Genomic DNA, 21,256 nt, shown 5'->3' with positions numbered 1-21,256 from the left:
CCCCCTTTAGTTAGTGCGTATCTTTTTTAGAATTTTGCTTAATTAAACGGTTCAAGTTCTCATCAAAGACCTTGGTGGCGTCGTACCCCATGGAACGGGCCCGGAAGTTCATCGCCGCTGCTTCGATGATGATCGCCAGATTCCGCCCTGTCTTGACCGGAATCGTAATTTTGGGAACCACCACATCGAAGAAACGTTGTTCTTCCGTGTTGTTCCCCAACCGATCGAAGTGGTTATCGTCATGCCAAAGCTCCAAGTGCACGATCAGGTCGATGTCGGTCTCACTCCGCACGGCCCCTGCCCCGAAGAGGTTCATGACATCAATAATCCCAATGCCCCGAATCTCCAGCAGGTGACTCAAGATGGCGGGGGCGGCACCGACCAGGGTCTGTTCGTCTTGTTGATAGACTTCGACCCGGTCGTCAGCAATCAGCCGGTGGCCCCGCTTGACCAGTTCTAGAGCGGTTTCACTTTTCCCCACCCCAGAATCACCGGTAATCATCACGCCGACCCCGTAGATGTCGACTAAGACACCGTGTACGGATTGGCGCTCGGCCAGCTTGCCTTCCAAGAAGTTGGTCATGTTACTCAGTACCCGCGACGTGGTCAGCTTGGTCCCCAGAATCGGGATATGGGCTGCCTCGGCCGCCTGTTGGAGCTCCTCGGGCGGATCAAGTTGTGTCGAGATGACGAAGGCGGGCGTCTCGGGTTGACACATCTTCTGCATCACATCGAGAAGCTTCTTGTGACTCATCCCCTTGGCAAATGAGGTTTCCGTAATCCCTAAGAGTTGGACCCGTTTAGCTGGATAGTAATTAAAATATCCCGTGAGTTCGAGTCCAGGACGCGAGATATCACTGGTGGTAATCTGTCGATCCAAATCATCTTGACCGGAATAGACATCCAACCGGTTGACTTTGACCAGGTCGGCGACTGTGACGCTTTCTGGCATGAAGGCTTCCTCCTTACTGCATAGTAAACTAGTTTAATTTTAGCACTTTACCGGGGTAACTCCTATCATATTCCTCCCGTTGCGCTGATTAATTTCGCGCGAAATGGTCGTTAATGATGGCGTTAAAAATCGCCATGACCACCGCTACCAATAAGGTGACCCCGAAGGACTTAAACGCGAAGTTGGCCCCCACAAAGTAGGACGTCAACTCCAGCATTGCGGCGTTCAAAACGATACTGAACAGCCCCAACGTCAGAATCGTGATTGGTAGCGACAAAATGAATAGAATCGGCTTCACCACGGCATTTAACAGTGCTAAAACGAAGCTGGCCAGCAGGGCGATTCCCACGCCGGAAACGTAGAAGGCGTACTGGTAGCTCCCCGCGAGCTGACTCTGGAAAAAGCCCGCCAACGCCAGAAAGATGGCGGCGTTGACTAAGATTCGGGACCAAAAGTGCATCTACTCACCATCCTTATGGGTGTGAACGTCCTGTTCCGTCGCGTGAATGTCCTTCCGTTCGGACTGGTGCGGTTGCGTCGATCCACCGCCAAACTGCCCAAACAAGTCCCGGAAACTCGCTGAGGTGGTCCGCGTATCATCCAGCGGAATGAACGTCATCAAGATCACGTAGATTAAGAGGCCCAAGACCCCATGGGGTGGAATCGCTAATGAGATGATCACGTAGATCAACCGCAGTAAATTAGCGTTCCAGTCGAAGTATTCGGCGATCCCGCCCAAGACCCCGCCGACTAAGCGGTTGGTCCGGGAACGCACTAAACGTTTTTTACCTGCCATAATTAGAATCTCCTTTTTGTTAAACTCATCTTTGATAAGCACTGTTTGTTCATTCAAAGAAACGCGTGCCGCCCCTAGTTAGGGCTCTTCAAGTTTCCTTCAGAAAAATCGGGAAACTCCGGGAAACCACCGCGCCACTGGTTGCGTAGCGGGGGCCCACTACCGAAAGAATAACGAAAGCGGCCACTGAAAGCAAGTTTCCAGTGGCCGCTTAGGTAAATCTTCAATTTGACGTAAGGTTTCGGAACTTATGACCCAGTCCCCTCACTGGCTGAATTCAACTCAATGATGTGCCCAGACTTCAGGTAAATGATCCACTCGCAGACGTTGGTGACGTAATCTCCGATGCGGCAGAGGTCTTGGGCCACGTTCAAGTAGATGGATGCCCCCGTCTCAAAGGCGGCATCCTCGCGCATCTGCTGGTAACTGCTTTCCCGTACCGCGTGGTTCAGGCGATCCAACTTCCGATCGTACCCCGCCAAGGCTCGGGCTTCCTGCTCGTCTTTGTTGACGTAGGCTGACAAGACGTCCTTGACCATCTGGGTGGTCATCTGACTCATCTCACTGATCAGTTGTTCGATTTCGGGAACCTTTTGCTTAGCCCCCATCTTGATAGCTGAATGGGCGATATTCCGCGCGTGGTCTCCCGCCCTTTCTAGATCCGAAACGGCCTTTAAAATCGTCACGATTTCCCGTAAGTCCGTGGTCACGGGCTGGTACAGGGCGATCATCTCAAAGGTCTTCTTCTCCAGCGCGATTTCACGCTGGTTGATGTCGTGGTCGTGGTCAATAATGTGTTGCGCCGTCTGCGCGTCACGCTTCATAAACGCCTCGACCGCTTGTTGAATGACCTCGCTGACCAGCATCCCCATTTCCGTAAAGTCAGCATCTAAATCAGCTAACTCATCATCAAATAATCTCCGCATGTCCTGCCTCCTTAACCAAATCGACCGCTAATGTAATCTTCCGTTTGCTTCTTCGCGGGATTCATAAAAATATTCTTCGTCGCATCCACTTCAATCAACTCACCGTTCATGAAGAAGGCGGTTCGATCAGCGATCCGCGACGCTTGTTGCAAGTTGTGGGTCACAATAATAATCGTATAATCTTGCCGTAAATTCAAGAGCGTCGTTTCAATTTGACTACTCGATACCGGGTCCAAGGCACTGGTCGGTTCGTCCATCAGGATAATCTCCGGGGAAACCGCCAGGACCCGCGCGATGCAGACCCGTTGTTGTTGCCCCCCGGATAAGGCTAAGGCGCTCTCGTGCAGGTGGTCCTTGACTTCATCCCACACCGCGGCTTGCCGGAGTGATTTCTCCACCACCGCGTCGAGCTTTTCCTTATCCTTCTCACCGGCGATCCGTAACCCGTAAATCACATTATCGTAGATGGAGAACGGAAACGGGTTAGGTTGTTGGAACACCATGCCGATTTCCTTGCGAATCTCAACCGTATCGGCACTAGGGGCGTACAGGTCCTGCCCTTTGAACTGCACCGTCCCGGTAATCGTGACTCCCGGGATCAGGTCGTTCATCCGGTTCAAGGTCCGCAGATACGTCGACTTCCCACAGCCGGATGGGCCGATCAAAGCCGTGATCCCCTTGTCTTTAAAGTTCAGGTTGATGCCCTTCAAGGCCTCCTTGTTCCCGTAGTACAGGTGCAGGTCCTGGGTCGTTAAAATCTCTTCTCTCATGCTCTGTTCTTCCTCCTAACCAAAGTTCCCCGAAACGTAATCACTGGTGATTTGCACCCGTGGATTAGTAAAAATATGGCTGGTCGTGTCATACTCCAGGACCCGACCCTGGTTAAAGAACGCCGTATATTCGCTGATCCGCGCCGCTTGTTGCATGTTGTGCGTCACGATAATAATCGTGTATTGCTCCTTGAGCTTCAACAACGTGTCTTCCAACTGACTGGTCGACACGGGATCCAGGGCGCTGGCCGGTTCGTCCAGAAGTAAGATATCCGGCTTCAACGCGATGGCCCGGGCAATACATAACCGTTGGGCTTGTCCCCCGGACAGCCCCAGGGCACTCCGCCCCAAGTCATCCTTGACCTGGTCCCACAACGCCGCTTGTCGCAGCGAAACTTCGACTAATTCATCTAACTTCTTTTTCCCAGTCACCCCCCGCAGACGTAAGGCAAAGGCCACGTTATCATAAATGGACTTGGCAAACGGATTGGGCCGTTGGAACACCATCCCGATTCGCCGCCGCATCTCATACACGTCGATGTCTGGTTGGTTCACATCGACGCCCCGGTACATGATTCGCCCCTTGACCGTGGCAATGCGGTCGTTCATTCGGTTCAACGACCGTAAATAGGTCGACTTCCCGGAACCCGAAGGTCCAATCAACGCGGTAATCTGGTTCTGCGCGAACTGCAGGTCTCCTTCGAATAAAGCTTCAGACTTCCCATAGAACACGTGCAGGTCCTCCGTCGCTAACACGATGGGGTGCTGCGGATCGTTAGGTTGAACGATGTGCCGCTCCAGCATATCGTTCGCATTCGTTTGAACATCATTATTGACGAACATGGCAACCCCTCCTTACGCCGACGTGAGGCGTTTGTATAATCGTTTGCCCAAGTAACGGGCCGCAAAGTTAAAGAGTAAGATGGCAATCACCAGCACGGCCGAAGACCCGGATGAAATGGCCTTGGCGTCCGGCATAATGCCTTCCGAATTGATCTTCCAGATGTGCACCGCCAGCGTTTCGGCTGGCCGCATCGGATTCAACGGACTCGAAATGTTGAACGGATTCCAATCCGCGAAGTTTAACGCCGGGGCACTTTGGCCCGCCGTGTAAATCAACGCGGCGGCTTCCCCAAAGACCCGTCCGGCACTTAAGATCACCCCGGTCAGGATACTCGGGACCGCGGCCGGTAAGATGATCTTGTTGACGGTCTCCCACCGGGACAGCCCTAATGCCAAGCCACCTTCCCGCTGGTTCTCGCTAACGGTCCGCAGAGAATCTTCAATGCTCCGCGTTAACAGCGGTAAGTTGAAGAAGGTCAATGCAAAGGCTCCCGAGAGAATCGAGAACCCTAGGCGCAACTTGACCACGAAGAACAGGAACCCGAATAATCCAACTACCACTGAGGGTAACGAACTTAGAATTTCAATCGCCGTCCGGACAGCACTGGTCACCCAGTTGTCCTTCGCGTATTCGTAGAGGTAAATTGCCGCCCCCAACGCAATCGGAAACGAAATCAACATGGCTAAGATCAAGAGATAAAACGAGTTGAAGAGTTGGACCCCCACCCCGCCGCCTTTCAAGAAGGCTTTCGCGGGTGCCGTTAAGAAGTGCCAGCTCAGTTGTGGCAGGCCACTGACTAAGATGTACCCCAGCAGGGCGACCAAGATCAAGACCACCAGACCGGAAATCCCGTACAGGGACCCGATGGCAATTTTATTTTGGAGTTTTGCTTTATGCATTATTGCAACCGCCCCTTTCGACCAATCAGCCGGACAATTAAGTTAAAGACTAAGGACATCAGTAATAGAACCAGTGCTAGGGACCACAGGGCGTTGTTTTGTAAGGACCCCATGACCGTGTTCCCGATCCCCGTCGTCAGAACGGACGTCAACGTCGCCGCCGGGTCAACCAGGCTGTGCGGCATCAACGCCGCATTCCCAATCACCATTTGCACGGCTAAGGCTTCACCGAAGGCCCGGGCCATCCCGAAGACCACGGCCGTCATCAGCCCTGGCGTTGCGGCGCGCAAGACTACCTTGTAGATGGTCTGCCACTGCGTTGCCCCTAAGGCGAGTGAGGCTTCCCGGTAGAACCGGGGAACCGCCCGCAGTGCATCGGCACTCATCGACGTGACCGTAGGCAAGACCATCACGAAGAGGACGAAGGTCCCGGAAAGGATTCCGAACCCGCTACCGCCAAAGACGGACCGCGTGAACGGGACCACAACGCTTAACCCGATAAACCCATAAACAACTGAAGGAATCCCCACCAGTAACTCGGTCACTGGCCGTAGAATCTTGGCCCCCCGGTTAGGTGAGATTTCATTCATGAAGACCGCCGTCCCAATCGCAAATGGGGTCGCAATCAACGCCGAGAGAATCGTGATTAGAAAGGACCCCACAATCATTGACAACGCCCCAACTTCGGGCTTGCCGTGGGCATCCTTGATGCCCGGGTTCCAGTTCTTGCCCGTTAGGAAGTCCCAGAGACTCACGTGATTGGTGGTAAAGGTCGCAATACCCTTAGACGCCACAAAACCAATGATGGCGACCACGACTGCGACGATTAAGACCAACGCCGAAAAACTGACCACGCGTCCCCAGACTTCGAGCTTAGCGGCCTTAGAATGCTTTTTTAACTGGCGCTCTAAACTCGCCACTGAAGTAGACTGTTCTTTCATTACCGCGCGCCTCCAATCTGAGTGACCTTACCCGTCACGTCCCGTTCAATGTGCATCTGGTCGGGGGATAGATACCCCAACTGCCGCACCAACGTCTTCTGAATGGCAGGCGATTCCACATAAGCGATAAAGTCCTTGGTCAGCCCCGTAGGTTGACCGTTGGTGTAAAGATGTTCGTACGACCAAATCTTCCAGTGATTATCAATCACGTTGGCTTCCGTCGGCGCAACGCCATTCAGGTGCAGGGCGTCGACCGTCTTGTCCACGTACGAAAAGGCGACATAGCTAATAGCCCCCGGCGTGGTCGCCACGATCTGACGGACCATCCCCGAAGAATCCTGTTCTTGAGCCGTCCGGGAACGGTGCCCGTTCATACCGAACTTCTCAAAAGTCGCCCGGGTCCCACTGCCTTGGGCCCGGTTAATGATGACGATCGGCCGATCGGCGCCACCCACCTGCTTCCAATTCGTGACTTGGCCGGTGAAGACCGCCGTCAACTGTTGGGTCGTCAGGTTCTGTACGCCGTTCTTTCGATTAACGATGGGTGTGATGCCGACCACCGCGACCCGGTGATCGACCAATTGTTTACTGGTGATCCCCTTTTGTTCAGACGCAAAAAGATCCGAGTTTCCAATCTGCACGGCACCTTCTTGAATCTGACTCAGACCCGTCCCGGTCCCACCGCCTTGTACGTTGATGAACGTCCCCAAATGTTCACCCGTGTACTGTTCGCCCGCTGCTTCAACCAGAGGCTGTAAGGCCGTTGACCCGACGGCGGTGATGGATTGTCCGGCGTGACTGACCTGCCGAGTCTGGTAGGCAAACACCCCCAAGGCGACCAATAAAATCAGGCCAATTCCTTGAAACCACCGTTTCTTCGTCATACTGTTCCCTCCTATTCGATCAGTCCAAAAAAGACTCATCATTTCAACTGTCAGTATAACGGGTAAATGTAAATCTCATGTAGTAGTAGTGTAAAGGTTGTGTAAATATGTTGCGATTGTTGACGAACTAACCATCACTACCCATAAAAATCAAGGGGCACTAATAGGCTTAACATTCTCGTCAAAGCCGCCATATCACCATTTGACGGCCTTACACAAAACGACCGCCACTTACCTCACAGGTAAGCAGCGGTCGCTTCGAATTGATGACGGTTCGGTAACCAGATTACCGTTCACGCCAATGCACTTATTCAGTTGTCGATGGTTTTAGCGGGAAGCTCAAAGTCACCGTGGTCCCCTTATCCAGATGACTCTGGAGGTCTAACTTCCCATCCAAAGCCCGGACCAGTTCCCGGACAATGGCTAGGCCTAGCCCACTACCGTTGACCCGCTGGTTCGAATGGGAAGTCTCGGCTCTGTAGAACCGTTCGAAGACCCGCAACTGGTCTTGCGCCGAGATGCCGATTCCCGTATCGGCGACCGTCAACGTCCACGCCTGATCATTTTGGGTCGTGGTGACCGTCACGGTGCCCTCCGGCCGGTTATACTTGATGGCGTTACTCAACACATTCTTTATAATCTGGTCAAGCTTGCGCTGGTCCGTGGTCACGATAAGGTCATCTGGCACCTGGTTGATCAATGTCACCTGGTTAACGGCCGCTAAGGGTTGCAGCAGGTGAATCTGACTCGCAATTTGTTGACCGACCGGAACTTTCTCCAGCTCGACTACGTTGCCCGATTCGATATGGGAGATGGTCAATACATCGTTGATCAGTTCGACTAAACGGTCACACTGCTGGTCAATGATTTTCAAGAACTCAACACTCTTATCCGGATCATCCTTGGCCCCCGCCAAAAGGGTCTTGGCAAAGCCCGAGATGGCCGTGACCGGTGTCTTCAACTCATGGGACGCGTTCGACACGAAGTCCAGTTGCATCTGCTCAACCGCGTAGACCTCGGTCACATCGTAAAGTAGAACCAAGACCTGGAAATAGTCCTGCGATGTGGCCGTATAGATGGCCTGAACGTCGACGGTCCGGTCGTTAGGAATCCCCGCCAGCTTCACGACTTGGTGTTGCGTCTTTCGTTCAGCCAACGCCGAGTTGATCAGACTAGCGAGTTCAAACTGGTTCACGTCTTGGGTAAATGGATGACGCCGGGGCGAGATCTTACGTTGCAAGAACTGCTCCATCGCGGGATTCGCCAGTTCAACCTTCCGGTACCGGTCGATGACCATGACCCCGATTGGCAGGTAGTCTAACAGGGTCGCGAACTCTTGGTTCTGGCCCGCAATCCGGCGTTGGACCTTACGCTGGTGAGTCTGTAAGTAATTGATCTGGAGGGCCAGTTGATAAAACGGGTCGCTATGCGCCAGCAACACGTGGGCGGGCGCCTCTTCACGCCGAATCTTTTCAACCTTTTTGGTCAGAATCGTGATTCGCTCTTCCAGCCAGCGCAACCCTAAGGCAATCAGCCCCCACTCACCAAGGGTCACGATTCCCGCCAAGACCAAGGCCCAGTGGAGATAAGCCGGTTGGACCAACCACACCAACAAGCTGTTGATGCCCCAGCACCCCAGACCGCTTAGCCACAGCCAGCGCTTACTCATGGGACGCCTCGAAGGTGTACCCGAATCCCCGCACGGTCTTCAATAACTGCGGGTGCTTGGGATCCGCCTCGATTTTTTCCCGTAAATGGGAGACGTGAATGTCCACCATCCGCGTCTGACCACTGTAATCGAAGCCCCACACGCCTTCTAGCAACTGTTCACGACTCCAAACTTTCCCCGGACGTTTGGCAAAAAACAGTAGGAGCTCGAACTCCTTAGGGGTTAAATCAATCGGCTGGTCGCCCCGCTTGACCTGGAACTTATCCTGGTCAATCCGGAGACCAGCAATTTGAATCACGTGGCCGTTAGTGGCCGTGGTCACCGGTCCGGCATCTTCGTGATACCGCCGCATGACCGCCTTCATCCGCGCCAGAACTTCCCGGGGACTAAACGGTTTGGTAATGTAATCGTCCGCCCCCAGTTCCAGCCCGAAGACCGTGTCGAATTCACTGGTCTTGGCCGTGATCATAATGATGGGTGTTTTGATTTTTTCTTGCCGCAACCGCTTGGTGACTTCCACGCCATCCAGCTTCGGCAACATCAGATCTAATAGAATCACATCAAAATGCTCGTTCTGAGCCAACTGCAACGCCTGCTCCCCATCGATTGCCGTCACCACTTGGTAATCTGCTTGCTCCAAGTTGTACTGCAACAGCGTCACAATTGCTGGTTCATCATCCACGACTAGCACTCTACTCATGACTTACCCCTCCTGATCTCTGAATAGAACAATTCCGATTTCGTGTGGTGCCCCGGAATAAATGGCCGTTTCGGTAACTTTTAGTTCTCCCGCCATATTACGTACCCGTAAATGACAGTACGTTGGATTGATCAATAACGCTTCATAAAAGGTCGTTTCACTATTGACCGCCTGGTGATTGCACTCGAGAATGATGTCGCCCGGTGCCAAGTCTAGCTTGTTGGCCGGCGTCCCGGGACGAATCGCTAAGACCCGGACCCCATCGTCGACCTGAGAATACCAGAAAGGCTGATGCTCATCATAACGTTTGGCTTGCCATAAACAACCGCCATAACAAACTAACAGGGCCACCATCGCCACTGGCAGATCCTGCGGCCGCCAAAACGTCCAGGCCATCAGAACCACCGCCGCAGCGGCGAGCCAAAGCATCTTGCGGGCCAGATTCCGATAGACGACCTGTGGCGCCTGCCGAAAGACCGTAAAGCGCACGCCTAGAAGTAACGGTAAAATCAGGATTGCAAAGGACTGTCCGTGCAGGGTCAGCACCGGCCAGAATGACCATTGGCTGGTGAACCAATCCCCCGGAACCAGCGTGACCATCGGGATGATCAGCAATTCCCGCCAAGGGTAGCCGGCAATCCGCTTGCCCCGTTGCTTGGCGTAAATTCGTGGCGCCGCAAACCGGCCACCGTAATGGGCGACCCAGTGGCCTAAAGCCAAGAAGACGATGACCAAAAGCCACAAGAAACTCGCCGCGGGCACCGCATGCCAATTCAGCCCCGTCGCCCCTAAACTGGGACGGTCAGACCACAGCGCGCCGCCATAATTGGCCAGCAACGTGCTAACCACAATCAAGGTCACCGGTAAGACCGTGGTGGGAAGGACCACTAACGACACCGTTAATAAGGCCTCGTAAATGACAATCCAGAATAATGGCAAGCTCAAGCCCACCAGCAGGTTCACCACGGATAAGCCGACACCCAGGACCAGGCCCTGCGTCAACATATGCCGCAATTCGAAGTGGTCACTGTAGACCGCACTGCTAAAATCATGGCGTTCGCGCTTGATACGCGCGCGACTGGTCAGCCACATCCGTAAAATAGCCAACCATAAAAGGGGCTGGAGTAAATAACTGCCCACGACCAGTAATGTCCGCATGAAATCGACACCTTTCCTAAAACAACGTTATCAACAGTATAGCATTAATCAAAAACGGGCAACACGTGATTCGCGTTACCCGTTCAACCAATTTATTTATAATAAATTCGGTGGTTAATCTGGATTCTTCTGACTCAACTTCCACTGTAAGAAGGCGTCGATGAACGGATCTAAGTCGCCGTCCATGACGGCTTGGCCCTGACTGGTCTCGTAGTTGGTCCGGTGATCCTTCACCATGGTGTATGGGTGGAAGACGTACGAGCGAATCTGCGATCCCCAGCCAATATCCAGTTGGTCACCTTCCAGCGCCGCCTTCTCCTTGGCCTTCTTCTCTTCTTCGCGTTCGTACAACTTCGCCCGCAACATGGCTAACGCCGTCTGCCGGTTCTGCAGTTGGGACCGCTGAGCCTGACTCTGAGTGACGATTCCCGTCGGCAAGTGGGTGATCCGCACCGCGGAAGACGTCTTGTTGACGTGTTGTCCCCCAGCACCGGACGCCCGGTAGACGTCGACTTTCAAGTCGGCAGGATTGATTTCCACGTCCACGGAATCGTCCAGTTCGGGCAAGACATCAACCGAGGCAAACGAGGTGTGCCGGCGTCCCGCCGAGTCAAACGGTGAGATTCGAACTAACCGGTGCACGCCCTTCTCCGAGCGCAGGTACCCGTAAGCGTTGTGCCCAGCAATCAGCAGCGTTGCGCTACTAAGGCCCGCAACTTCACCGGGTTGGTAGTCCAGAATCGTGACCTTGAAGTTATGCTGGTCTGCCCAACGTTGATACATCCGCATCAACATGGATCCCCAGTCCTGCGATTCCGTGCCCCCGGCTCCCGGGTGAATTTCCAACAACGCGTTATTGTGGTCGTACTTTTGGTTCAACAGTAAGTTCAACCGATACTGCCGCAAAGCCGCTTGGGCCTTGGTGAAGTTCTGGTCGAATTCGGCCTGCATGTCCGCATCCGGCTCATCACTCAAGAGCTCCACGGCGACCTCCAAGTCATCGACCTGGTCCGACAACGTCTTGAATTCCTCGACCTTTTTCTTCATGTCGTTCGTCGCGTCGATCAACTTCTGGGCTTGCTGGGGATCATCCCAGAACCCAGGTTCTGCCATCTGGCCTTCATTGACACTGATGCTCTCGTTCAGCGCATCAAAGTCAAAGCGACCTCCTAAAGCCGGCAAGTTGGTCACGCATCGTGCTAATTGCGTGTTTTGCATCACTTAATTCCATGATATGGGCTCCTTTTTTGCTAAATTTTTACAATTTCACTAACACTGACGGTCTCATCCGCCTTACCGGGCGGTCAGACAGGGCTGGAACGCCGTGGGCACAACTTGAAGCCCCAAGCCCAGGTCTTCAAACTTGGCCTTTTCCTAGGCGAGCTGAAACCCGCTCACCAAGGAAAATTTCACGGCTGAGCCCTGTCTGACCGCCCTCACGGCTCACAAAAGTACTAAACCAATTAGTGTTGCCGAATGAAACGCACCCATCCGAGACCGCCATGGCTGACAACACCTAACCTTTAAAATTGGGATTAACTACGTCTTACGCTTCAGCCTGAACGAACCGCGCGCCCGGTAAGGCGAATATCCCACCAGACCGAATCTGACTGGAAACAACGCGTCGTTAACCCGTTACTGTCTTAAGTGTACCACGACCAGTTGCTGGTCAGATACTAAAACGGAGCCGGAATCTCTTCCCGCTCCGTTTAAACGTTCACTTGATTACCGCGTAATGTTCTGCCGAATTTCGGACTTCATGAACAACCGCGTTGCATCGTAATCGATGTCGGAGATCATTTCTTCGAACATCCGGAACCCATCTTGTTGGTATTCAACCAGTGGGTTCAATTGACCGTAGCCCCGCAACCCAATGGATTGCCGCAACTGGTCCATGGCATCGATGTGGTCCGTCCAGTGTGAGTCCACGACCCGCAACAGCACAACCTTTTCGAATTCCAGCATCTGCGCTGGATCGTAAAGTTGCTTGGACTTTTCATCGTAAACTTCATTCGCCAGATTCATGAAGAAGGCGATAATTTCGTCAGCCGTCTTGTCCTTCAAGTCCGCTAAACTAATCTTATCTGGTGAGACCATCGCGGAAATTCCGAAGTCTAACAGGGTATCTAAGTCCCAATCAGCTTGGTCGCCTTGCGTGTGCAGGTTGACCACTCGGGTCACAGTCCGCTTGATCATTGGCATCAAGACCCACTTCAGGGACTTGTCCTGTTGAATGATCTGGTTCCGTTCGCCGTAGATCACGTTCCGTTGTTGCCGCATCACGTCATCGTATTGCAAAACGTTCTTTCGGGAATCGTAGTTGTTCCCTTCGACCCGCTTCTGAGCAGATTCAACTTGCTTGGTGATCATCCGACTCCGAATCACGGCATCTTCACCATCCACGTTCATCCGCTTCAAGAAGTCCTTGACCCGGTCGGAACCGAACCGCCGCATCAGGTCATCTTCTAGTGACAGGTAGAACTGCGTCATACCAGGGTCACCTTGCCGACCAGAACGTCCCCGAAGTTGGTTATCGATCCGGCGAGACTCGTGCCGTTCCGTCCCAATGACGGCCAGGCCACCCAGTTCAACCACACCGGGTCCTAACTTGATATCAGTCCCCCGGCCGGCCATGTTGGTGGCAATCGTCACGGCACCCCGTTGACCCGCGTTTTGAATAATGTCGGCTTCCTTGGCGTGGTTCTTGGCGTTCAAGACCACGTGCGGGATGTTTTCATCGTCCAACCGTTGAGACAGGTATTCAGAGGTTTCCACGGCCACCGTCCCGATTAACATCGGTTGGCCCTTAGCGTGGAGTTCTTTGATTTCCCGGACAACCGCGTCGAACTTAGCTTCCAACGTTGGGTACAGAACATCCGGATGGTCCACCCGGACGACTGGCTTGTTGGTCGGAACCGTGATGACTTCCATGTTGTAGATTTCTCGGAATTCTTCGGATTCAGTCTTGGCCGTCCCGGTCATCCCGGCTAACTTCGTGTACATCCGGAACAGGTTTTGGTACGTGATGTTGGCCATGGTCTTGGTCTCTTCTTGAATCTCGACGCCTTCCTTAGCTTCGATGGCTTGGTGCAGCCCATCGGAGTAACGCCGACCTTCCATGACCCGTCCGGTAAAGGAATCAACGATCAAGACTTCGCCGTCTTGAACCACGTAGTCCTTATCCCGCAACATAATAAAGTTGGCCCGTAAGGCTTGGTCCATGTGGTGGGTCAAGGCCGTATTATCTGTGTCGTATAAGTTCTTTAAGTTGAAGTATTTTTCAGCCTTTTCGATCCCGGTGTCAGTCAACGCCACCGTCTTGGATTCCAAGTCGATCTTAAAGTCTTCTTTTTCGTGTAAGGTCTTGGCGAACCGGTCCACCCGCTTGTACAGTTGGCTGGTTCCTTCAGATTGGCCGGAAATGATCAATGGCGTCCGGGCTTCATCAATCAAGATGGAGTCCACTTCGTCGACAATGGCGAAGTTCAATGGCCGTTGAACCATATCTTCTTTGTAGACCACCATGTTGTCCCGCAGGTAATCGAACCCGATTTCCCCGTTGGTGGAGTAAGTGATGTCGGCGTTGTAAGCTTCACGCTTTTCATCTGGCGTCTTTTCAGCAGAGTTCAACCCCACCGTTAAGCCCATCCAGTTGTACAACTCACCCATTTCCGTGGCATCCCGTGCAGACAGGTATTCGTTAACCGTCACCACGTGGACCCCTTTACCCGCAATCGCATTTAAGTATACGGGCATGGTCGCGGTCAAGGTTTTCCCTTCACCGGTCTTCATTTCAGCAATGTTACCTTCGTGCAGGACGATTCCCCCCATGATTTGAACATGGAATGGGTACAAGCCAAGTACCCGGCGAGCACCTTCCCGACATGCAGCAAAGGCCTCAGGTAACAGGTCGTCCAAGGTTTCGCCGTTTTGATAGCGCTGCTTAAATTCTGGTGTTTTGGCCTTCAAATCATCATCTGAAAGCTGTGCATATTCATCAGCGTAGGCACCAACCTTATCCGCTAACTTACTTAGGCGTCGTAAAGTCCGGCGATCACTTTCGACCCATCGTTTCAAAATATTTGCCATGTGAGAATTCCCTTCAGTACATTGTTTAATCGTTCTATTTAAAAGTTACCGATACTTTTGCGATAAATCAACCTACATTTTAACACTATCCCAGCTAAGATGGAACTCTCGGACCCGGTTAACGAAATATAAACCGTTTTCTTTTGCGATTTGTTCCGAAAATCGGCATCCCCGTTATGCGGACGTTTTCCCTCGACAAAAAACGCCCGGGAACCCTGTCCCGGACGCTTTGATTATTCTCAAAACTGATTAAGCTTCGTCGCCGGCTTCGATCAAGCCGTAACGACCGTCGTTCCGACGGTAGACGATGCTGACGCCATCGGTCTCAGCATCTTGGTAGATAAAGAAGTCATGCCCTAACATGTCCATCTGCAAGATGGCTTCTTCATTGTCCATTGGCTTCAGCGAAACCCGCTTTGTCCGAACAACTTGGAGATCGTTACTGTCGTCACTGGCCTTGTCGTCCGTGTCAGCTGGCACAAAGTCAAGGTTCTTGTAGCCCTTCTCACGTGACTTCCGGTTGACCTTAGTCTTGAACTTCCGAATCTGCCGTTCCAGCTTGTCCGTAACCAGATCAACACTGGCGTACAGGTCTGGCGAGGTTTCTTCAGCCCGTAAAGTCAAGTATGGGAGCGGGATGGTTACTTCAACCTTAGCCGTCTTGTTTTGGTAGACCTTCAGGTTGACATGCGCAATTGCCTCAACGTTGTTTTCGAAATATTTCTCTAACTTGCTGATGCGCTTCTGAACGTAATCCCGGATTGCGTCAGTAACTTCGATGTTTTCACCACGAATATTAAATGTGAGCATAAAACTTCTCTCCCTTCAGCCAAGAGATTGCTTGGCTTGCTTAGCACTAGAAGGACCACTCTTCGGTGCTTTGCTTACTATTATTATAATAGAAAGCGCTTCGATAGACAATTATTCTACCTAACCTTTTCGGCCCATCAACGGGCCAAAGTCAAGCTGGTAACCGTTTCCGCGCCGCCTAAATAAATTTGTTGGGCTGCGTGCCGAATCGTGCGGCCGGTAGTGTAGACGTCATCTAGGAGTAAGACCCGCTGATTCTGCAGGACCATTGCCGCATTAGGGGCCAATTGAAAGGGTTGCTGGGCCCGTAACCGTTCCTGGCGCGTCTTACTGGATTGGGGCCGGGATTTCGTTGCCTCCCGCACCACCAACGCCTGCTGATACGGCTGGTCCGTGAGCCAAGCGGTCACCTGATTGAACCCCCGAGTCCGCCAAGTCTCAGCGGCCACGGGAATCGGTACCAAGACATCGTACACTTCCCGAGCTAAAGCCCGCCTTAAAATCGGCTGCATCACTTCGCGTAAGCGGTAATCCCCCTGAAACTTGTACTGTTGCATGTAGGCCTTGAGGTCAGAATTGTAAGGAAAAACCGCGTGATTTACGAAGTCATCCCCCCAGCGTTCGCAATCGTAACAGATTGTCGCCGTGGCCTGAGCACGACCACAGGCGGGACATCGCGGACCCGTGATGGGCTTCAGGCGCTGGGCACAGGCCACACAGACTTGGGGTTGCGGCAACGGCGCCCACCGCAACAGGTCGGCCAACGAAATCTGCGGCTGGAAGCGACGCCCGCACCAGACACAGCCGGGCCTCATGGGCGGCCACCTAACTGCCGGCCCCGCCGATTCAGCTGGACAATCATCCGCTGCGCCCGCCGTACCGTCAGAGTCTGGCTCTGACAGTAACTCACCACGTCTCCCCGGGGATGGTCCCGGTGGCGCCCCACCCGTCCGGCAATCTGGACCAGCGCCGCGGTGGAGAAGACCGGGTCATCCCCACCCAAGATCAGGACCATCACGTTAGGAAACGTCACGCCCCGCTCCAGAATCGTGGTGGTCACCAAATACGTCAAGTCGCCATCGCGCATCCGCTGTACCTTGGCTTGGCGGTCCGGATCCTGGGCGTGGACAGTGGTCCCGTCAGTCAGACCTAATCGTCGTAACACCTGGACCACCGGCGCTAAGTCTGCCACGTGGGGCACGAAGAGCAAAAAGCACTGTTGTTGGTGGTGATAGCGGCGAACCCGCCGCATCAACGCCGCCGGCAATTTCCCCCGGGTCAGCTGCTCCCGCCACCGCCAAGCCAATTGAACCGTCAAAGGTGGCAACAGGTAACCGTGGTACCGCAGTGGCAGATAGGTCACTGCGAGCTGGTGGTGGGCCACTAGACGTTGAAGCTGTCGGTCCGGCGTGGCCGTCAACAGCAAGCGACACCCTTGCGGCTTTTGCGCTCGGTCGATTGCCCCCAGTAAGAGTGGATTCATGGCTAATGGGAAGGCGTCGACTTCATCGACGATCACCAGATCAAAGGCGTGTTCAAAACGTAATAGCTGATGTGTGGTGCAGATGGTCAACTGACGGTACGCGTACGGAACGGGCTGACCCCCGTAGAGGACGGCCTGGGGGATGGCCGCAAAATCGCGTGCGAGCCGGGGCGCGAGTTCCAGGCACACGTCTACCCGCGGTGAGGCCCACGCGACCCGCCACCCCTGAGCCAGCGCCCAGGCCAGCGCGGGGTACACAATCTCCGTCTTGCCGGCTCCCGTTACGGCCCATAACAACTGGGATTCTTGGTGACGGACCCGCTGCAGGAGTTCTTGCGCGGCCCGCTGTTGGTGGTCGCTGAGGTGACCTTGCCAAGTCAGTCCCCCATCTACAACCCGTGAGAAGCGATTGGGCTCCGTAATAGTGTATAATTTAGTGTGAGCCGTTAGTCGTCCTAGATTGAGACACTGGCGGCAGTAAGGAACGTGTTCGGGCAACTCATCGCCCGGGGGGACCACCTGCTGGCACCGTTGGCAGCGCCACTGCTGATGGTGCGCCACCAACGCCGGCTTTCCCGGTTGTGTCGCGGGCCCCGGTACGGGGAGTCGCCGGCCGAACCACAACGTCGCGTCACCCATGGTCGGACCTCCTTTTTAGTCGTGGCTTACCAGTTAGTTCCGGGAACACGTTCCAAAAATTCGAAAAAAGGTGTTTTGATGGAAACCGATTATTTAACGATTCAAGCAGCCGGTCATCACGAACTGGAAATTAAAAAATCCCGCTTCATCGCCGACCTGGGGCGGGTGGCCACGGAAAAGCAAGCCAAAGCCTTCATCGCCGAGATCATCAAACGTGAGCCCAAGGCCACCCACCACTGCTGGGCCTACCTACTGGGCGACCACGACGAGATTCAGCGGGAAAGTGATAACGGTGAGCCGTCCGGGACCGCTGGTGTGCCCATTCTGACCGTCCTCCAGCGAAACCACCTGCATAATAGTATCGCCGTGGTCACCCGGTACTTCGGGGGCATCAAGCTTGGCGCTGGCGGCTTGATCCGGGCTTACAGCAATGCCACTTCGACCGGTATCGAGGCCGTGGGCGTGGTCAAGCGGGTCCGGCAGCGCGCCATCCAGATCACGGTCGACTACCCCAACTATGACTTGTTGAACCACTACCTGACGGAAAACCAGATCAGCGTCTTAGAGACCGACTACACCACGGCCGTCACGGTCACCATCGCCGTCGACCTGCCCGTGGTAGACCAGACCCAGCAAGCGTTGACTGACCTACTCAGCAACCGGCTGACCATGACGCTAGGCGCCATCGACTACCATGAAGTCCCCGTCGACGTCCACGCCACCAGCCATGAATCGGCTGAATCTTAGCCATAAGAAAAAACCTACCACTAAAATGGTAGGCTTTTTTAATCCGATGTTTTCGAAGTAAACTGCTTCACAATCCGCTTAATCCAGTGCAATAGCGGCTGACGGTTCGACCCGACCAACCCAATCGCTTCCACGAAGAGTTCCAAACCAATCAAGATGGCGATGGTCAACAGGACCGAGCCCCAAATCGTGGATAAGGGGTACAGCAAGGCGATGAACGAGAAGATCAACGCAATCCCGTAGATCACTAGGACCGTCTGCCGGTGGGTCAAACCCAGCTGCATCAACCGGTGATGCAAATGGTGCTTATCCGCGTGGGAGATGGGCTGCCGGTTCAGAATACGCCGAATCATGGCGTAAACGGTATCGGTGATTGGCACCCCTAAAATGATCACGGGGATGATCACCGAAATAAACGTCACGTTCTTCAACCCGTACAGGGAGAAGCAGGCAATCATGAACCCGATAAACTGGGCCCCCGTATCGCCTAGATAGATTCGAGCTGGGAAGAAGTTATAAGGAAGGAAGCCAACCATGGCGGCCACCAACGCAAAAATCATAATCGCAACCCAAGTGTTCGCCAGGTTCAAGAAGAACAAGCCGGTAATCCCGGTGGTGGTCAACGCAATAATCGAAACCCCGGTCGCCAGGCCATCCAACCCATCGATCAGGTTAATGGCGTTGATAATGGCGACAATCCATAACAGGGTAATCGGTAATGCCAAGAGCCCCAGGTGCCAGGTCCCGATGAACGGTAAGGTCAGGTAACGCATCCGTACCTCGGCCACAAAGTAGACTTCAACGGCCGCCAAGAGCTGCCCAATCACCTTTTGGTGCGGTTTTAATTCATAAACATCATCAATCATCCCTTCGGCAACGATGATACATTCACCGCCGAACAGGCCCCAGAGTTGTTGCGTAGGCATTTGATTGCGCAACAGGAACATGGTGGAGAAGGTAAACGCGATAAAAATCGCTAACCCGCCCAACGTCGGCATGGGGATCTTATTCACCCGTCGCTGGTTGGGTTTATCTACGGCCCCGATTTTGAACGCAAATCGGCGCACAAACGGTGTGAGGACCGCAGAGATAATCATGGTAGCAAATAGGCTAACGATAATCTCAAATTTCATATGGACTCCTCTTTCTATTCTAAATGAGTCTCCTGCTAATTATACAAAGCTCCGAAATTAAACACAACCACGTTTTCTCTTTCGGACCGCATTCGAACAGTTTGTAACCTTTACTGCAAATCTTCACAAGAGAACCGGCCATTCCCTTGTGAATAAATAAGTTTTTACAAAACTTTGTGTAACCGCTTCCCTACCGCATTTTTCGCGATTTCCGTGCACAAATGCGCAAGCAATCCCGCGAAAATAGGCAGATTTGTCTTGTGCAAATTAGCAAAAAGCCATATAATAAGTTTGTGTCATTGAGAAAGGTTTCACATTTCATTTCGTATCTGAGCTATTTATCTTTTTTCCTTGTGAAATCTTTCTAGCTGTCCGTTACTTCTGGTTTGTATTTTGAAAGGAGATTTTTCTATTGGCTGCTAATGATAAAGCTTCAAAGACGACCGAAACAGCTAAGGAAGAACAAGATTCACCTATCTTAATTCAAATGGGTATTTTCGCGGCTATTTTATTCGTATCTAGCCTGTTGTCCCCATTGTTCCCTGCATCCTTCCCTGTTCCAACGCCCGTTATGGGTCTGGTCATTCTGTACGTCTTACTTTGCACTAAGATCGTTAAGCTACGGAACGTTGCCAAGTTTGGGGATTTCATGATTAGTTTGATTGCCTTCTTGTTCGTCCCATCTGGGATCCAAATGGCCGCAAACTTGGATATCATGAGAACTCAAGGGGTTCAGATTGTGTTGGTTACGATCATTGCGACGATTGTGATGTTAATCTGCATCGCCTACACGACCGCTGGCTTCATGTGGTTAAGCCGGCACGTCTTCCATCGTAACACTGAAGTCGAAGAATAAACGTTCGACCGTTTACGACATCACACAGAAAAGGATGAATAAATGATGATTAGTTTAGCTGCTACCCCACATATGGCAGTTTGGGGAAAATGGCTCGGCGACGCCCTCGGGACTAACGCCGCTGGTGCTTCTGCCGGTAATGCTATCTTTGGTATTTTTCTTTCATTAATGGTTTACTTAATTGGTCAATGGCTCTTCAAGATTAGTAAAGGGTTCTTCTTATTCCAACCACTGTTCGTTGGGATGGTCTTAGGGATCTTCATTCTGTTCTTGATGGCTAAGGCCTTCGGAACGGACACTGCAACGTTCTACAAGTCCGCTTACTTACCAGGTGGGAACATTATCTTCTGGTTCCTGAACCCTGCAACGATTGCGTTCGCGATTCCGCTGTACCGTCGGAACGATATCGTTAAGCGTTTCTGGTTGGAAATTATCCTTTCCCTGATCATTGGGTTGGTTATTTCCCTGTTCGTCATCTACTTTGTTGCCAAGCTGTTCGGCCTGGACAACTCTGGGATTGCGTCCATGTTACCACAAGCCGCAACCACTGCGATTGCGATGCCAGTTGCCACTTCCGTTGGTGGGAATTCCGCTATTACGGCCATGGCCTGCATCATCAACGCCGTCTTGATCTACGCCTTGGGTGACTTCTTAGTTAAGATCTTCCGTCTGAACTCCGACCCGATTGGTGCCGGACTTGGGTTAGGGACTTCTGGACACGCCGTTGGTACTGCCAAGGCTATCCAATTAGGGTCCATCCAAGGTTCCATGGCTTCCATCGCCGTGGTTGTTGTGTCGATTGTTGTGGACATCGTGGTTCCACCATTCGCACAGATGATGGGTCTCTACTAAACCTAAACTTTTGTGAAATTCACTTTCAGAAACGTCCTACCAATTGGTGGGACGTTTTTTCTACGTCTTGTCAATAAGAATGTTGTTAAATCAATGTTTTATGATGAG

At 52.9% G+C, this 21,256-nt stretch carries 21 protein-coding genes; 3 read left to right on the top strand and 18 right to left on the bottom strand.

Annotated elements, in window-relative coordinates; all coding sequences use genetic code 11:
- Nucleotides 1-10 precede the first annotated feature (10 nt).
- From hprK to FD30_RS04645, 17 genes are all read right to left on the bottom strand, one after another.
- Nucleotides 11-952 carry an HPr(Ser) kinase/phosphatase gene (hprK, locus tag FD30_RS04725; RefSeq protein ID WP_024747664.1) on the bottom strand — a complete coding sequence of 314 codons (942 nt, stop codon included), beginning with the start codon at nt 950-952 and terminating at the stop codon, nt 11-13.
- 88 nt (nt 953-1,040) lie between these two features.
- A complete protein-coding gene (locus tag FD30_RS04720; protein ID WP_056944105.1) occupies nt 1,041-1,412 on the bottom strand; it encodes a phage holin family protein in 372 nt (123 codons plus the stop codon).
- Nucleotides 1,413-1,748 (bottom strand): PspC domain-containing protein, encoded by a 336-nt coding sequence (locus tag FD30_RS04715; protein ID WP_056944104.1) that lies wholly within the window; start codon nt 1,746-1,748, stop codon nt 1,413-1,415.
- A 248-nt stretch (nt 1,749-1,996) separates the two neighbouring features.
- On the bottom strand, nt 1,997-2,674 hold the full coding sequence (gene phoU / locus FD30_RS04710) for a phosphate signaling complex protein PhoU (protein ID WP_056944103.1): 678 nt from the start codon (nt 2,672-2,674) through the stop codon (nt 1,997-1,999).
- Nucleotides 2,675-2,685: 11 nt separating this feature from the next.
- The gene (gene pstB / locus FD30_RS04705; RefSeq protein ID WP_056944102.1) at nt 2,686-3,444 is read right to left on the bottom strand and encodes a phosphate ABC transporter ATP-binding protein PstB; all 759 of its coding nucleotides are present in this window, start codon (nt 3,442-3,444) and stop codon (nt 2,686-2,688) included.
- 15 nt (nt 3,445-3,459) lie between these two features.
- Nucleotides 3,460-4,248 carry a phosphate ABC transporter ATP-binding protein PstB gene (pstB, locus tag FD30_RS04700; RefSeq protein WP_225426491.1) on the bottom strand — a complete coding sequence of 263 codons (789 nt, stop codon included), beginning with the start codon at nt 4,246-4,248 and terminating at the stop codon, nt 3,460-3,462.
- Between the two features lie 51 nt (nt 4,249-4,299).
- Nucleotides 4,300-5,187 (bottom strand): phosphate ABC transporter permease PstA, encoded by an 888-nt coding sequence (gene pstA / locus FD30_RS04695; protein ID WP_056944101.1) that lies wholly within the window; start codon nt 5,185-5,187, stop codon nt 4,300-4,302.
- Nucleotides 5,187-6,128 (bottom strand): phosphate ABC transporter permease subunit PstC, encoded by a 942-nt coding sequence (gene pstC, locus FD30_RS04690; protein WP_024747657.1) that lies wholly within the window; start codon nt 6,126-6,128, stop codon nt 5,187-5,189. Before pstC ends, pstA begins: the two co-directional genes overlap by 1 nt.
- Nucleotides 6,128-7,012, bottom strand: a complete 885-nt coding sequence (locus FD30_RS04685) for a phosphate ABC transporter substrate-binding protein PstS family protein (RefSeq protein ID WP_056944100.1) — start codon at nt 7,010-7,012, stop codon at nt 6,128-6,130. Before FD30_RS04685 ends, pstC begins: the two co-directional genes overlap by 1 nt.
- Before the next feature lie 307 nt (nt 7,013-7,319).
- Complete coding sequence (locus tag FD30_RS04680) at nt 7,320-8,681, bottom strand: sensor histidine kinase (RefSeq protein ID WP_056944099.1); 1,362 nt, start codon at nt 8,679-8,681, stop codon at nt 7,320-7,322.
- Entirely contained in the window at nt 8,674-9,381 is a 708-nt protein-coding gene (locus FD30_RS04675) for a response regulator transcription factor (protein WP_024747654.1), read from the bottom strand. The genes FD30_RS04680 and FD30_RS04675 overlap by 8 nt, the downstream gene beginning before the upstream one ends.
- 3 nt (nt 9,382-9,384) lie before the next feature.
- Nucleotides 9,385-10,539, bottom strand: a complete 1,155-nt coding sequence (locus tag FD30_RS04670) for a PDZ domain-containing protein (protein WP_056944098.1) — start codon at nt 10,537-10,539, stop codon at nt 9,385-9,387.
- Between the two features lie 114 nt (nt 10,540-10,653).
- Nucleotides 10,654-11,770, bottom strand: a protein-coding gene (prfB, locus tag FD30_RS04665; RefSeq protein ID WP_147000029.1) for a peptide chain release factor 2 whose coding sequence is annotated in 2 segments (ribosomal slippage) — nt 10,654-11,697 and nt 11,699-11,770 — 1,116 coding nt in all. Because the reading frame shifts where the segments join, the coding sequence is not laid out codon by codon here.
- Between the two features lie 494 nt (nt 11,771-12,264).
- Nucleotides 12,265-14,628 carry a preprotein translocase subunit SecA gene (secA, locus tag FD30_RS04660; protein ID WP_056944096.1) on the bottom strand — a complete coding sequence of 788 codons (2,364 nt, stop codon included), beginning with the start codon at nt 14,626-14,628 and terminating at the stop codon, nt 12,265-12,267.
- Nucleotides 14,629-14,877: 249 nt separating this feature from the next.
- Nucleotides 14,878-15,438, bottom strand: a complete 561-nt coding sequence (gene hpf / locus FD30_RS04655) for a ribosome hibernation-promoting factor, HPF/YfiA family (protein WP_024747650.1) — start codon at nt 15,436-15,438, stop codon at nt 14,878-14,880.
- A gap of 137 nt (nt 15,439-15,575) precedes the next feature.
- On the bottom strand, nt 15,576-16,253 hold the full coding sequence (locus FD30_RS04650) for a ComF family protein (protein ID WP_056944095.1): 678 nt from the start codon (nt 16,251-16,253) through the stop codon (nt 15,576-15,578).
- Nucleotides 16,250-17,560: an ATP-dependent helicase ComFA gene (locus tag FD30_RS04645; RefSeq protein ID WP_056944094.1), complete on the bottom strand. Its 1,311-nt coding sequence runs from the start codon at nt 17,558-17,560 to the stop codon at nt 16,250-16,252. Before FD30_RS04645 ends, FD30_RS04650 begins: the two co-directional genes overlap by 4 nt.
- Before the next feature lie 78 nt (nt 17,561-17,638).
- Between FD30_RS04645 and FD30_RS04640 the strand changes: the two genes are divergently transcribed.
- Nucleotides 17,639-18,307 (top strand): YigZ family protein, encoded by a 669-nt coding sequence (locus tag FD30_RS04640; RefSeq protein WP_056944093.1) that lies wholly within the window; start codon nt 17,639-17,641, stop codon nt 18,305-18,307.
- Between the two features lie 38 nt (nt 18,308-18,345).
- Here FD30_RS04640 and FD30_RS04635 read toward each other — a convergent pair whose 3' ends face one another.
- Complete coding sequence (locus FD30_RS04635) at nt 18,346-19,440, bottom strand: glycosyltransferase family 4 protein (protein WP_056944092.1); 1,095 nt, start codon at nt 19,438-19,440, stop codon at nt 18,346-18,348.
- Nucleotides 19,441-19,852: 412 nt separating this feature from the next.
- On the opposite strand from FD30_RS04635, the gene FD30_RS04630 reads away from it, so the two are divergent.
- Together FD30_RS04630 and lrgB are read left to right on the top strand one after the other, a co-directional pair.
- Entirely contained in the window at nt 19,853-20,296 is a 444-nt protein-coding gene (locus tag FD30_RS04630) for a CidA/LrgA family protein (protein WP_225426490.1), read from the top strand.
- A 45-nt stretch (nt 20,297-20,341) separates the two neighbouring features.
- Nucleotides 20,342-21,148, top strand: a complete 807-nt coding sequence (gene lrgB / locus FD30_RS04625) for an antiholin-like protein LrgB (RefSeq protein WP_056944091.1) — start codon at nt 20,342-20,344, stop codon at nt 21,146-21,148.
- Nucleotides 21,149-21,256 lie beyond the last annotated feature (108 nt).

The organism is Levilactobacillus namurensis DSM 19117 (assembly GCF_001434785.1).
Lineage (GTDB): Bacteria > Bacillota > Bacilli > Lactobacillales > Lactobacillaceae > Levilactobacillus > Levilactobacillus namurensis.
This window is presented reverse-complemented; position numbering and strand designations above follow the sequence as displayed.